Genomic DNA, 13,157 nt, shown 5'->3' with positions numbered 1-13,157 from the left:
GGTCCCGCCCGCCGCCCTCACTCCGGTGCGGACCCGGACGCGTGGCCTTTCAGGGACCTCAGCCCTCCCCGGCCGGGTGGTGCAGCTCGCCGGTGCCGGCCACCCGGCCGTACCAGCGGGCGCTGGTCTTCGGGGTGCGCGCCTGCGTCCGGTCGTCGACGTGGACGAGCCCGAAGCGCTTCTCGTAGCCGTACGCCCATTCGAAGTTGTCCAGCAGGGACCAGAGGAAGTAGCCGCGCACGTCCGCGCCGTCGGCGACGGCCCGGTGGACCGCCGCCAGGTGGGCGTGGACGTAGGCGGCACGCTCCGGGTCGTCCACCGTGCCGTCCGCGCGGACCTCGTCCTCGTACGCCGCGCCGTTCTCGGTGACCATCATCGGTAGCCGCGGGTACCGGCGGGTCAGCCCGGTCAGCAGGTCGTGCAGGCCGGACGGGTCGACCGCCCAGCCCATCGCCGTCCGCTCGCCCGGCGGCTGGTGGAAGCCGACCGCGTCCGCGCCCGGCCAGGGAGAGGCGGTGCCGCCGCCGTGGCCGTCCTGCCGGGCGGGCTCGGCCCCCGCGGCGGTCGCGGAGACTACGGTGGGCGTGTAGTAGTTGACGCCCAGCCAGTCCAGCGGCTGGTTGGCGGTCCTCTCGTCGCCGGGCCGGACGAAGGACCAGTCGGTGAGCTGCGCGGTGTCGGCGAGGAGGTCCTCGGGGTACGCGCCGTCCAGCATCGGGCCGAGGAACACCCGGTTGCCGACGGCGTCGATCCGGCGCACCGCCTCCCGGTCCGCGTCCGACGGGGTGAGCGGGCGCAGCGCGTGCAGGTTGAGCGACACCGACAGCTGCGCGCCGGCGGGCAGCGTGCTCCGCAGCGCCTGGACGGCCAGGCCGTGGCCCAGGTTCAGGTGGTGGGCGGCGCGCAGGGCGGCCACCGGGTCGGTGCGGCCGGGGGCGTGGACGCCGGAGCCGTAGCCGAGGAAGGCGCTGCACCAGGGTTCGTTGAGGGTGGTCCACTGGCCGACCAGGCCGCCGAGGGCCTCGGCCGCCAGCGTCGCGTAGTCGGCGAACCGTTCGGCGGTGGCCCGCTCCGGCCAGCCGCCGGCCGCCTCCAGCTCCTGCGGGAGGTCCCAGTGGTAGAGCGTGGCGACGGGCGTGATGCCGGCGGTGAGCAGTTCCTCGGCGAGCCGGCGGTAGAAGTCCAGGCCCTGCTGGACGGCGGGGCCGTGGCCGGTGGGCTGCACGCGGGGCCAGGAGACCGAGAAGCGGTAGGCGGTCAGCCCGAGCCCGGCCATCAGCCGGACGTCCTCGCGGAAGCGGTGGTAGTGGTCGACGGCCACGTCACCGGTGTGACCCTGGAACACCTTCCCCGGGGTGCGGCAGAAGGTGTCCCAGATCGACGGGGTGCGGCCGTCCTCGGCGGCGGCACCCTCGATCTGGTAGGCGGAGGTGGCTGTGCCCCAGAGGAAACCGGCCGGGAAGCGAGGGGTGAGGACGGGGACCAGGGGGTCGACGGCGGGGACGCGGGGGTCGACGGCGGGGACGGTCATGGCGGTACTCCCAACGGTGTTCGGGGACAGGGGGCGCGAGGTCGGCTCCGGCCCGGGCGGGTGCCCGGACCGGGGTCAGTTCTTGACCGCTCCGGCGGTGATGCCGCCCACGATGTGCTTGCCCAGCAGGGCGAAGACCAGCAGCAGCGGCACGGTCGAGATGAGCGCACCGGTCAGGACGATCGCCTGGTCGACGCTGTGGTTGCCCGAGCCCAGCCCGGCCAGCGCGACCTGGAGAGTCGGGCTGCCGTCCGGGGTCAGCGCGATGAAGGGCCAGAAGAAGTCGTTCCACGACTGGACGAAGACCAGCATGCCGAGCACGGCCATGGCCGGCCGCGCCACCGGGAAGACCACGTGCCAGACCACCCGCAGGCTGTGCGCGCCGTCCACCCGGGCGGCCTCGACCAGCTCCACCGGCAGCGCCTCCAGCAGGTACTGCCGCATGAAGAACACCCCGAAGGCGGCGACCAGGGAGGGGAGTACCACCGACTGCAACTGGTCCACCCAGCCCAGGTCGGTGATGATCTGGTAGAGCGGGATGACGCTGAGCTGGGGCGGGATCGTCATCGTCGCGACCACCAGGGCCAGCATCACGTTGCGGCCCCGGAAGGGCAGTTTGGCGAACGCGAAACCGGCCAGGGTGGAGAAGAGCACGGTGGACAGGGCCACCAGGCCGGCCACCACGGTGGTATTGACCAGGGCCTCGCCCATGTCGACCTGGTTCCAGGCGAAGGCGAGGTTCTCGAACAGGTGCGGGCCCGGCAGCAGCGGCGCCGGCGCCGCGACCACGCGCTCGCCGGTGTGCGAGGCGGCGACGAGGTTCCAGTACAGCGGGAAGAGCGAGACCAGCGCGGCCAGGCCCAGCAGGACGTGGGCGAGGGGGCCGGCGTGGTGCTGCCGGCCCGCGGACCGCCGCAGGCGGCCGGGCCGCCGGGCGGCGGTGGGTACGGTGGTCACGGGTCAGTCCTTCCTGCGGCGTGCACGGGCGACGACGGCCTGGACGGCGCCGATCAGCAGCAGGAGCAGCAGCATCACCCAGGCGATCGCGGAGGCCTGGCCGAGCGCGCCGGTCACCCAGCCCTTCTCGTACATCAGCAGGCTGAGCGTCTGGAACTGGTTGCCGCTGCCGCCGCTGACGCCCAGGCTGCCGCCGAAGAGCATCGGCTCGCCGAACAGCTGGGTGGCGCCGATGGTGGACACCACGACGGTGAAGAGGACGGTCGGACGGATCGACGGAACGGTCACGCTGACGAACTGCCGCCAGCGCGAGGCCCCGTCGAGCGCCGCGGCCTCGTAGAGGTCCTGCGGCACGGCCTGCATCGCGGCCAGGTAGATCAGGGCGTTGTAGCCCGTCCACCGCCAGGTGACGATCACCGAGATGGCGATCTGCGCGGGCCACTTCGAGGACTCCCAGTCGACCGGGGCGAAGCCCGCCCAGCCCAGCGCGGTGTTGATCAACCCGTAGTCGCTGTTGAAGAGTTGGGCGAAGACCAGGGTGGCGGCGGCGATCGAGGTGGCGTACGGCGCGAGGACCGCGACGCGCAGGAGGCCGCGGCCGCGCACCTTGTGGTTGAGCAGGTGGGCCAGGCCGAGTGCGAGCAGCAGCTGCGGGACGGTGGAGATGACGCCGATGGTGAAGGTGTTGGTGAGCGCGTTCCAGAAGAAGTGGCTGCCCCACAGGCCGGTGTAGTTCTCCAGGCCCCGCCACTCGGCCGCCCCGCCGAGTTCGACGCGGTGCAGCGAGAGCCAGCCGGTGTAGACGAGGGGGAAGAGCCCGAAGGCGGCGAAGCAGAGGAAGAACGGGGCGACGAAGGCGTAGGGCGCCGCCCTGAGGTCCCAGCGGTACAGCGCGCTGCGCCAGTTCGGCTGTGGCGCACGGCTCTTCGGCGGTGCGGCGGAGGAGGGCGGCGGGCCGGGCGGCGGGGTGCCGTCGGCCGTCACCCGGACGGGGGTGGACACGAGGGCGTCCTTCCGGGTCGGTGGCTGGGGGTGGGGTCAGTGCACGGGTGGCCCGTGGGGTGGGGCTGCCCGTGGGGTGGGATGGTCCGTTCGGCGGGGGCCTCGGCGCCCGTGGTGGCCCGGGGCGCGTGTCGCCCGCCGGGGCCGCCCGCGGGTGTGCGTGCGTGGTCCGCGACAGACGGCAGGCGGCCCGTGACAGCTGCTCCGGGGCCGTCCGACGGCCGGGGGCCCCGGGTGCCCGCTACTTCTGGATCTTGTCGTCGATCAGCTTCTGGACGTTGGCCCAGGCCTGCGCGGGATCGGTCCCGCGCTGCTCGATGTCGAGGATCCCGTTGTCGGTGATGAAGGTCTTCACCTGGCCGTCCCAGCGGCTGATCGGCACGGCCCTGATGCCGGCCGCGGCCTCGGAGTAGATCCGGCCGACCGGGGTGTCGCCGAAATAGGCCAGTTTGGCATCCTGGACGGCGGCCGAGGCCAGCGTGTCCTTCGAGGAGGGGATGTTGCCGTTGACCCCGAACACCTTGGCGTGCTGGGCCGGTGCGGTCAGCCAGGCCGCCAGCTTCGCGGCCTCCTCGACGTGCGCGCCCGACTTGGGCACGGCGAGGAACGACCCGCCCCAGTTGCCCGCGACGGGGGCCGGGGCGATGTCCCACTTGCCCTGGTTCTCGGGCCCGGCCTGCTCCTTGATGATGCCGGTCATCCAGCTCGGGCAGGCGACGGTGGCGAACTTCGCGTTCTTGAAGCCCGCGTTCCAGGTGCCCTTCTCGTCGAACTGGCGCAGCTTCGCCGTGATCCCGCCGGTCGCCGCCGCGGTGGCGATGGACCAGGCCTTCTTGACGCCCGGGCTGTTCTGGTAGTCCAACTCGCCCTTGGCATTGGCGTACTGGACCGGCTCGCTGGAGATCACGGCGTTGAACAGGCCGCTCGCCGAGTCGTGGAACGCGGTGCCCTCGGGGGCCTTGGCCTGGTAGGCGCGGCCGGTCTCCAGGAACCTGTCCCAGCTGCCCGCCCAGAGCGCGCCGACCTGCGCCCGGTCGGTGGGCAGGCCGGCCTTGGCGAAGAGGTCCTTGTTGTAGCAGACGGCCATCGGGCCGATGTCGGTGCCGAGGCCGATGACCTTGCCGTCCGGGGTGGTGGCCTGCCGGGTCTTCCAGTCGAGGAAGGCGTTGACGTCCGCGCCGCCGGTCTTCCCGAGGTCCACCCACTTGCCGGCCAGGGTGGGGCCGGTGGCCTCGGCGATGAAGCCGACCTCGACGGCCTGGATGTCGGCGAGGCCGCTGTCCCGGGAGAGCCGCAGCTTGAGGGTGTCCCAGTACTTCTGGCCGTCGGCGACGTTGGACTCGACGATCTTGATGTTGGGGTGCAGCTTCTCGTACTCGGCGTAGAGCTTCGCCCCGGTCTCGTTGTCGTAGCCGAAGGAACCGAAGGTGCCGACGCGCAGCGTGATCGTCCCGCCGTCGCCGGCGGCGCCGGTGTCACCGCTGCTGCCGCATCCGGCCAGCAGGGCCGCCGTGGCGGTCAGGGCCGCGACGGCGCTCAGGCGCCGGTGTCTGGTGGTGGTGCCGGTGTTGCTGCTGCGCATGCCACTCTCCTCGTCCGGGATGGTGCTGGGGTGCGCCGGTGGGCTCTGGCGGGCCGGCGGTGACCCGGCCGTTCATGGGAGCGCTCCCACGCCACAGCCGGAAGGTTCCTGCCCGAGGTGACCGGATGTCAAGAGATGAACCCGAATTGGCTTCCGTCGGCTTCGGGCGGGGCTGTGGTCGCCACTTCCTGAATGCACCCGTGGTGACGGCGCCCGCTCGTGATCTAGAATGGGAGCGCTCCCATATTCTCCGCCGTGCCGACCGGCTTGACCGGACCGCCGGCGGACGCGGTTTCATACGGGGGAGACGGCGGTAACGGGAGGCGCGAGGCAGTGAGCGGACGGCAGACCGGCAGGCCCACCCTGGAGGAGGTCGCGGCGCGCGCCGGGGTCGGCCGCGGCACGGTGTCCCGGGTGATCAACGGCTCGCCCCGGGTGAGCGAGCAGGCACGGGAGGCGGTCGCCCGGGCCGTCGCGGAGCTCGGCTACGTCCCCAACCGGGCGGCGCGGGCCCTGGCGGGCAGTCGGACGGACGCGGTGGCGCTGGTCGTCCCGGAGACCGAGGCCCGGCTGTTCGCCGAGCCCTACTTCCTGGACATCATCCGCGGGGTGAGTGCCGAACTCGGCCAGGCGGACAAGCAGTTGCTGCTCACGCTGATCCGCACCGACCAGGAGCGGCAGCGCTTCGAGCAGTACCTCGCCGCCCAGCGCGTGGACGGCGTGCTGCTGGTGTCCGTCCACCGGGACGACCCGCTGCCGGACCTCGTGCGCGACCTCGGCCTGCCCGCCGTGCTCAACGGCCGCCGTTCGGAGCACGAGCCGGTCGCCTACGTCGACTCCGACAACGTCGGGGCGGGCCGCTCGGCCGTCGAGCACCTGGCCGGGCGCGGCCGCCGCCGGATCGCCACCATCACCGGCCCGCTGGACATGGACGCCGCCCACGGCCGCCTGGACGGCTACCGCCGGGGGCTCGCGGCCGCCGGGCTGCCGGGCGACGACGCACTGGTCGCCACCGGCGACTTCACCGAGGAGGGCGGCCGCCGGGCCATGGGCGAACTCCTGGACCGCTGCCCGGACCTCGACGCCGTCTTCGCCGCCTCCGACGTCATGGCGGCGGGTGCCCGGGCCACCCTGCGCGCCCGTGGCCGCGAGGTGCCCCGGGACGTCGCGCTGGTCGGCGTCGACGACTCACCGGTCGCCCGGCACCTGGACCCGCCGCTGACCAGCGTCCGCCAGCCGATCGAGGAGATGGGCCGCACGATGGCCCGCGTCCTGCTCCAGCAGATCGCCGGAACCGGCGAGGAGCAGTCCCGCCTGGTGCTCCCGACGCGGCTGGTGGTCCGCGAGTCGTCCTGACCTCGGCGCGCCGAGGGCCCCGCGGCCGGCCGGAACCGGCAGGCTCCGGCCGGCCGCGGGCCACTCACCGGACGGGTCGGCTCACAGCGCCGGGTAGGCGTTCTTCAGCAGCTCCTGGAACTGCGCGGAGAACCACTGGCCGGAGAGCGGGGCGTCCGGCAGGGCGCCCGACATGTGGTTGTTGTTCCGCGGGTTGCCGGTGTACGTCGGGTCGCACATCCGGTCGAAGCCCTTGCCCTCGTTGTTCGGGATCAGCTTGCCGACCCCGTCCGACTCGCCCGGCGGCTTCATCCAGACGTACGCGTCGATGCCCGGGGCCGGGGCCGCCTGCGGCCGCTCGCCGAGGCCGGCACCGGCCTGGGTGCACCAGTTGCCGCTCTGCAGCCGACGGTCGTAGCGGCCGCCGTCCACGTAGGCGTCGACGCTCGTCCTCGCGCCGGTGCCGAGCGAGCCGTTCCAGGTCTCGTTCCCGGCCGTGACGCGACTGCCGGACTGGGACCACCGGGCGCCCCGGCCCCGGGTGACCTTCCGGTCTCCCGGGAGGTCGAAGCCGAGAGTCCAACCATCGAGCGCCGCACCGTTGTTGGTGATGGTGACGGAGCCCTGGAAGCCGCCGGCCCACTCGTTGACCGTGCTGTAGGCCACGGAGCAGACGGGTGTGGCCGCGGCGCCGGGGTCCGCACTCGCCACCGCGAACGCGGCGCTCACCAGGGTGAGTGCCGCGCCGATCGAGAGTGCTCCGATGTGCGGGGGTGTCGCATGAGCGACTCCTCACAGCAAGGACGCGCCGCTGGCGGCGCGCCGACTGATGGAACCGCTCCCACTGGTTCAAGGCTTGTGCTCGCTCCACCGAAAACTGCGAGTGGTCCCGTGCTAGGAGCCCTGCGGTTCCTCGTCGTCGGGCCCGTCCTGCTCCGCTCCGACCCGCTCCGACCCGTCGTGCTCCGTCCCGTCGTGCTCCGCCGCGGCCGGCAGGAGCAGGGTCGCCACCGCGCCGCCGTCGGGGTGGTTGGCGAACGTCAGGGCCGCTCCGATCACCCGGGCGTGGCCCTGTGCGATCGTCAGGCCCAGCCCGTGGCCGCGCCCGCGCTCGCGCGCACCGGTCCGGAACCGTTGGGGTCCGCGCCGCAGCAGGTCCTCCGGGAAGCCGGCCCCGTGATCGCGCACGGTGATCCGCAACCCGTCCACGCCCAGCAGCACGGGGCCGCTGCCGTGCCGGTCCGCGTTCACCAGCAGGTTGCCCAGGATGCGGTCCAGCCGGCGCAGGTCGGTGCGGACCACCGCATCGGCCTCGCCGGTCACCGTCACGGCCAGCCCCGTCAGCGCGACGGTGCGGCGGACCGCCCGTTCGAGCGGCACCGCCGACAGGTAGGGCGTCTCGGCGTCGGCATCGAGCCGGGAGACCTCCAGCAGGTCCTCCACCAGCGAGCGCAGCGCCTGCACCCGGTCCCGGACCAGCTCGGTCGGCCGGCCGGGCGGCAGCAGTTCGGCCGCCGTCACCAGCCCGGTGAGCGGGGTGCGCAGCTCGTGCGCCACGTCCGCGGTGAACTGCTGCTCGTCCTCCAGCCGGCGGTGCAGCGCCCGGGACATCGAGTCGACCGCCGCCGCGAGGTCGGCGACCTCGTCCCGCCCGTCGACGAGCTCACCGATCCGGGTGTCCGTCCGCCCGGTGGCGATCCCGCGCGCGGCCGCCGCGGCGGTCCGCAGCCGGCGGCTGATCCGGTCCGCGACCAGCACCCCGCCCAGCACCGTGGTGAAGACCGAGGCGGTGACGGTGATCAGGATGATCCGGTCGAGGTCGGCGATGGCCTGCCGGTCCTGCGCGAAGTCCACCCGGACGGAGAGCGCCCCGTTCTGGACCGGGCCGGCCGCCCACATGGCCTCGCCCTGCGGCCCGGCCGCCAGGAGGGACCCCTGCCGGTTGTCCGCCACCAGCGTGCGGAGCCGTTCGGGCAGCTCCGGGTCGTTCACCGCGGCGCCCTGGCCGGCGACCTCGCCGCGCTTGTACGCCCCGAGCGACGATTCCAGCGCGGCCAGCGCGGACGCCCGGGCCTGGTCCATGTGCTGGCGCACCATCGCCTGGTGGACCAGCAGGCCGACCGTGACGGCGACCAGGACGGAGATCGCGGCGACGGCGGTGGCGATCTGACGGCGCAGCGTCATGCCGGGCGCCGCAGCTTGTAGCCGAACCCGCGCACCGTCTCGATCCGGCCGGCGCCGATCTTCGCGCGCAGCCGTTGCACGTGGACGTCCACCACCCGGGTGTCGGCGCCCCACTCGTAGTCCCAGACCCGCTCCAGCAGGCCGGAACGTTCCAGCACGATGCCGGGCGCGGCGGTGAACTCCAGCAGCAGCCGCAGCTCGGTCGGCGTGAGCGGGACGAGCCGGCCGTGCACCCGCACCTCCATGCTGTCGGTGTCCACCTCCATCCCGTCCAGGCTGCGCACCGTCCGCGCCGGGGGCTCGGCGGGAGCCGCGGGCGCCCCGGGAGGCGCGGGTTCCACCGGTGCCGCCGCCGAGCCCGGGACGGCGGCCGGCGCCGGGACGGCCGCTGCGGCGACGGCGGGAACGGCGGGAACGGCCGGGACGGGCGGCGCGGCCTCGATGGCCGGCACCACCCGGACCCGGCGCAGCACCGTCCGGATCCGGGCCACCAGCACCGCGCTCTCGAACGGCTTGACGACGTAGTCGTCCGCACCGGCCTCCAGCCCAGAGACCACGTCGACCGGGTCGGTGCGCGCCGACATCATCAGGATCGGCAGCTGGCTCTCCTCGCGGATCCGCCGACAGAGGCCGACCCCGTCCAGGAGCGGCAGCATCACGTCGAGCAGCAGCAGGTCCGGGCGGACGGCGTGGAACGCCTCCAGTCCCTCCAGCCCGTCGGCGGCGGTGGAGACGGGGAAACCGTACCGCTCCAGGGCCATCCGGGTGGCCTCCCGGATCACCTCGTCGTCCTCGACGATCAGGATGTGCGGGTGGGCGGGCGGAACTGCGGCGTTCATGGCTTCGCTTCCGGGGCTGAGGTCGGACGGGCGGGCGGTGCCGGGACGGGGGTCGCGGTGCGGGGGGTGGTGCCCGCTCCGCCGGTGCCGTTCCCGGGGACGGCGGTCCGGCCCGGGGGGGCCGGGACGGCGGTCGGCCGGACGGACGGGCGGGCCGCGTCGGGCGGCGCGCCGGGACCCGAGGACGGCGTCACCGCAGGGTCGGTGCTGCCCTGGGCGGGGACCGGGATCGAGCCGATCCCCTCCAGCTTCTGCTCCAGCAGGCTGAGCCGGACCCCGTCCCAGCCATAGTGGCTTCTGGTCTGGGCGGAAACGGAGGTCGGTTCGTCCAGCCACAGGTCGGAGCCGACTGTCTTCGCACTGAAGCCCTTCAACACCTGCACCCGCAGCACCGGCAGCACGTGGTCCCCGGTCAGGGTGTACACGTGCAGCACCACCCCCGTGGCCGTGCCGACCGCGGTGACCAGCTCGGGCCGCCCGTCGCCGGTGAGGTCGCGGAACTCGGGGCTGCGGAGCTCGCAGCCGGGGCAGCCGTCGAGGGCGCGACGCTCGTCGGCCGTCACCCCGGGGTCCTTGGCCAGGAGGGTGCGGAGGTCGAGCGCCGTGATGTCCTGGCCCGGCGCCGTGACGTCCGGGACGGGCTGCGGCGGCGGCTCGGTGGCACGGCCGCTTGAGGTCGGGGGCGGAGCCGCCGCGAGGTCCGACCAGAGCGGCTGGGGCACCGTGGGTGGGGTGACCCGCGCGGTGACACCGTTGTCCCGCAGCTCGCCGGGCGTCGCGCAACCGGCCAGGAGCGCGGCCAGCCCGGCAATCGCGACGGCCGCACCGGCCAGGGACGGCACACCGGCCCGCAGCCGGGCCGTCAATGCTGCTGCCACGGTCCGTGGCCTCCCTCCTGATCTGCGGCGATGCGCCGGTTCGTCCACGGTGACTAGGTCGTCCTAACAGGAGCCCCCGGTTCCGCCCGCGGCCGGATGGTTGCGGACGGAACCGGGGGCGGGCTGGGCGGTCGGGCCGGGCCGGGTCGGGGGTGGCCGGGGCGGTCGGGGCCGTGACACGCCGGCGGCCCCCCGACCCCGGCCCGCCCCTCTCACCCGGCCTTGGTGACCAGGTCCGCCAGGATGATGATGTTGTCGGTCCAGTGGCCGTCCGGGCCGATCCGGCCGCCACAGGTGATCAGGTGCAGCTCGGGCGCCGCGGTGTCGCCGTAGACCGTCTCAGTCGGGAACCGGTCCTTCGAGGCCTGCAACAGCGTGCGGACGCGGAAGTCGACCGTGCTGCCGTCGGCCCGCCGGACCTGGATGGTGTCGCCCGGGCGGAGCTTCGGCATCGCCTGGAAGACGGCCGGGCCGTGCGCGGTGTCGTAGTGCCCGATCAGGACGGCGGGGCCGGTCTCGCCGGGGGTCGGACCGTTGCGGTACCAGCCGACCTCGCCGCCCCGGTCGGCGGCCGGCACCTCGACCGTGCCGTCGGCGTTCAGGCCGAGTCCGACGACCGGGGCGTCCACGCCGGCCGCCGGGACGAGCAGCCTGGTCGGCGGGGAGGCGGCGAAGGGCCGCGGGCCGCTCGCGGGTACCGCGGGTGCACTCGTGCCGGTGCCCGTGCCGGCGCCCTTCGCGGGCGTCGCGGGCGGATCCGCGGCGTTGTGTACGGAGGGTTCCACGCGGACCACGGGGGTGTGCCGGCCCGACAGCGCCACGGTGGTGCCGAGGACGAGGCAGAGCAGGCCGGCCGCGCCGAAGGCGGTCCGGCGCAGCCCGTCCACGGCCGTCCTGGAGGCCGGGCGCCCGCGGTGGGCTCCGGGGCGCCCCCCACGGCGGCCGGTCCGGTGACCGCCGCGCCCGGCGGGGTCCGTCCGTGCCGTCCGGTCCGCCGCCTCGCCGGTTCCGGGCCTCCCGTCGTCCGGCAGGGGCCCGCCGCCCCACCCCGGCACGTGACCGTGCGGGGGCGGGGCGGCGGGGTGCCCGGAGGGCCCGGAACCGGTGTCAGCCGCGCGCACCGGAGCGGCGGCGCAGAAGGGCGAAGCCCAGCGCCCCGGCACCGACGGCGGCCACGGTGCCGCCGCCGACGAGCATGAGGCCGGAGTCGCCGGCCGAGCCGGAGCCGTCCCCGGCCTGGGCCGCGCCCTTGGGCACCTCGCGGACCTGCGGCGCGCCACCCCCGGCCGGTGCCGGCGCGGCGGGGGTCGCGGTGGTGCCGTTGCCGGAGCCCGCGACGGTGGGTGCCCCGGGGCGGGACGGCTGGGGGGCGGCGCTCGGCGTGGCGCCGTTGACGGCCGGGGCATTGGGCGCGCTGGGGGCGCTGGGCGCGGCGGACGCCGGGGCCGGGGTGGGCTTCGTGCCTCCGTCGGCCCAGGCCGTTCCACCGGTGACGGTGGTCAGCAGCGCGGCCCCGGTGAGGGCGCAGACCGCCAGGCCCCGACGGGCGGCGGAACGGTGGGTACGGCTCCTGGTCATGCGGTGTGTCCCCTTCGTCGTGGTCCGCCCGTGGCCGGGTTCGGCCGGGGCGTCGTCAGTGACGGTAGGAGGCGCGTGTCGCGGTCCCCGGCCGGTCGTGTCACGGGCGTCCATCGGCAGCTCATCGGCTGTGTAACGGTGGATACGCGCACGACGGCCGGGCGACGGCCGACACGGTGGGGCGGGTGTCACCCCGCCTTCGTGGTGTCCTCCGGCTTCGTGGCCCGGAGCGTGTAGACCAGCGGGACGCCCCGCCCGTCGGGGAGGCGGAAGTGGCCGCCGTCGTGCTCGTGCAGGAACTCCAGGCGCAGGCCGGCGGCGGTCAGCGCGCTGACGACGTCGCCGACGCCGTGCAGCCATTCGTACGTCAGGTTGGCGGTGGTCGCCGCGTCCGGGTCGGCGTAGGTGCCGGGCTCGTAGAACACCATGGGGCCGCGCCGGAAGTAGTCACCCTCGACGGTGCGGCCGTCCTCGGCGAGGACGTCGGCGACGGGGTGGAACTCGGCCAGGTAGAGGAAGCCCCCCGGAGCGACCAGGGCCGCCACGGTCTGCGCCCACCGGTTGATGTCCGGCAGCCAGCACAGGGCGCCGCGGCCGGTGTAGACGATGTCGAAGGCGCGTCCGTCGAGTGCCCGGACGGCGTCGTACACGTCCGCCGTGACGAACCGGGCGGTGGTGGCGCCGATCTCGGCGGCGAGGTCGCCGGCCACCTCCACGGCGGGTGCGGAGAAGTCGAGGCCGGTGACGGTCGCTCCGCGGCGGGCCCAGGAGAGGGTGTCCAACCCGATGTGGCACTGGAGGTGGAGCAGGCTCTTCCCGCCGACGACGCCGACTTCGGTGAGCTCGAAGTCCCGGAGCGTGTCGCCGCCCGCGACGAAGGAGGGAACGTCGTAGAAGCGGCCGGCGACGTGGATCGGGACGCGCTCGTCCCAGTTCGCACGGTTGGCCGTGCGCCAGTCGGCCGGGTCTGAGGTCGTTACCATGGCGGGCAATCTAGCCAGCTCCGCGGATGGCGCTCCATCACATTTCGCGGGGGACACGTGTGGAGGAGTGGTCGGCACCATGGTGACAGCGTCCGGACCGTCCGATTTCCGTGGCTTCGACCTGGTGCGGCGGGGCTACGACCGCGGCCAGGTCGACGGTTTCCTCGCCGCCCTGGAGACCGGGGAGGCGCCTGCGCAGCCGCCCCAGTTCAAGATCGTGCGGCGCGGCTACGACCGCGAGCAGGTGGAGGCACACGTGCGCGGGCTCCTGGGGCGCGCCTGAGGACT

Annotated in this window: 13 protein-coding genes; 2 read left to right on the top strand and 11 right to left on the bottom strand. The window is 74.4% G+C overall.

Annotation, left to right across the window (positions count from 1 at the left end; all coding sequences use genetic code 11):
- Window positions 1-58: 58 nt before the first annotated feature.
- The 4 genes from C2142_RS03510 to C2142_RS03495 all read right to left on the bottom strand — a co-directional run bounded on the left by C2142_RS03510 (window position 59) and on the right by C2142_RS03495 (window position 5,072).
- Complete coding sequence (locus C2142_RS03510; protein ID WP_148641027.1) at window positions 59-1,531, bottom strand: GH1 family beta-glucosidase; 1,473 nt, start codon at window positions 1,529-1,531, stop codon at window positions 59-61.
- Window positions 1,532-1,606: 75 nt separating this feature from the next.
- Window positions 1,607-2,488, bottom strand: a complete 882-nt coding sequence (locus C2142_RS03505; protein WP_148641026.1) for a carbohydrate ABC transporter permease — start codon at window positions 2,486-2,488, stop codon at window positions 1,607-1,609.
- Window positions 2,489-2,491: 3 nt separating this feature from the next.
- Entirely contained in the window at window positions 2,492-3,490 is a 999-nt protein-coding gene (locus C2142_RS03500) for a sugar ABC transporter permease (protein WP_148641025.1), read from the bottom strand.
- Window positions 3,491-3,731: 241 nt separating this feature from the next.
- On the bottom strand, window positions 3,732-5,072 hold the full coding sequence (locus C2142_RS03495) for an extracellular solute-binding protein (RefSeq protein ID WP_148641024.1): 1,341 nt from the start codon (window positions 5,070-5,072) through the stop codon (window positions 3,732-3,734).
- A gap of 333 nt (window positions 5,073-5,405) precedes the next feature.
- On the opposite strand from C2142_RS03495, the gene C2142_RS03490 reads away from it, so the two are divergent.
- On the top strand, window positions 5,406-6,428 hold the full coding sequence (locus C2142_RS03490) for a LacI family DNA-binding transcriptional regulator (RefSeq protein WP_148641023.1): 1,023 nt from the start codon (window positions 5,406-5,408) through the stop codon (window positions 6,426-6,428).
- 81 nt (window positions 6,429-6,509) lie between these two features.
- On the opposite strand, the gene C2142_RS03485 is transcribed toward C2142_RS03490, so the two are convergent.
- The 7 genes from C2142_RS03485 to C2142_RS03455 all read right to left on the bottom strand — a co-directional run bounded on the left by C2142_RS03485 (window position 6,510) and on the right by C2142_RS03455 (window position 12,869).
- Window positions 6,510-7,118 carry a cellulose binding domain-containing protein gene (locus C2142_RS03485; RefSeq protein WP_277347319.1) on the bottom strand — a complete coding sequence of 203 codons (609 nt, stop codon included), beginning with the start codon at window positions 7,116-7,118 and terminating at the stop codon, window positions 6,510-6,512.
- Window positions 7,119-7,301: 183 nt separating this feature from the next.
- Window positions 7,302-8,591, bottom strand: coding sequence for a HAMP domain-containing sensor histidine kinase (locus C2142_RS03480; protein WP_148641021.1), 1,290 nt, complete (start codon window positions 8,589-8,591; stop codon window positions 7,302-7,304).
- Window positions 8,588-9,430, bottom strand: a complete 843-nt coding sequence (locus C2142_RS03475; RefSeq protein ID WP_148641020.1) for a response regulator transcription factor — start codon at window positions 9,428-9,430, stop codon at window positions 8,588-8,590. Before C2142_RS03475 ends, C2142_RS03480 begins: the two co-directional genes overlap by 4 nt.
- On the bottom strand, window positions 9,427-10,308 hold the full coding sequence (locus C2142_RS03470) for a hypothetical protein (RefSeq protein WP_148641019.1): 882 nt from the start codon (window positions 10,306-10,308) through the stop codon (window positions 9,427-9,429). Before C2142_RS03470 ends, C2142_RS03475 begins: the two co-directional genes overlap by 4 nt.
- A 212-nt stretch (window positions 10,309-10,520) precedes the next feature.
- The gene (locus tag C2142_RS03465; protein ID WP_241002352.1) at window positions 10,521-11,195 is read right to left on the bottom strand and encodes a class F sortase; all 675 of its coding nucleotides are present in this window, start codon (window positions 11,193-11,195) and stop codon (window positions 10,521-10,523) included.
- 220 nt (window positions 11,196-11,415) lie between these two features.
- The gene (locus tag C2142_RS03460) at window positions 11,416-11,886 is read right to left on the bottom strand and encodes a hypothetical protein (RefSeq protein WP_148641018.1); all 471 of its coding nucleotides are present in this window, start codon (window positions 11,884-11,886) and stop codon (window positions 11,416-11,418) included.
- Window positions 11,887-12,074: 188 nt separating this feature from the next.
- A complete protein-coding gene (locus C2142_RS03455) occupies window positions 12,075-12,869 on the bottom strand; it encodes a class I SAM-dependent methyltransferase (protein WP_148641017.1) in 795 nt (264 codons plus the stop codon).
- Between the two features lie 79 nt (window positions 12,870-12,948).
- On the opposite strand from C2142_RS03455, the gene C2142_RS03450 reads away from it, so the two are divergent.
- Entirely contained in the window at window positions 12,949-13,152 is a 204-nt protein-coding gene (locus C2142_RS03450) for a hypothetical protein (RefSeq protein WP_148641016.1), read from the top strand.
- The last annotated feature ends 5 nt before the right edge of the window (window positions 13,153-13,157 follow it).

It is taken from the genome of Streptomyces sp. CB01881, assembly GCF_002953255.1.
GTDB lineage: Bacteria > Actinomycetota > Actinomycetes > Streptomycetales > Streptomycetaceae > Kitasatospora.
The sequence above is the reverse complement of the archived record's forward strand: the minus strand, read 5'-3'. Positions and strand labels throughout refer to the sequence as shown.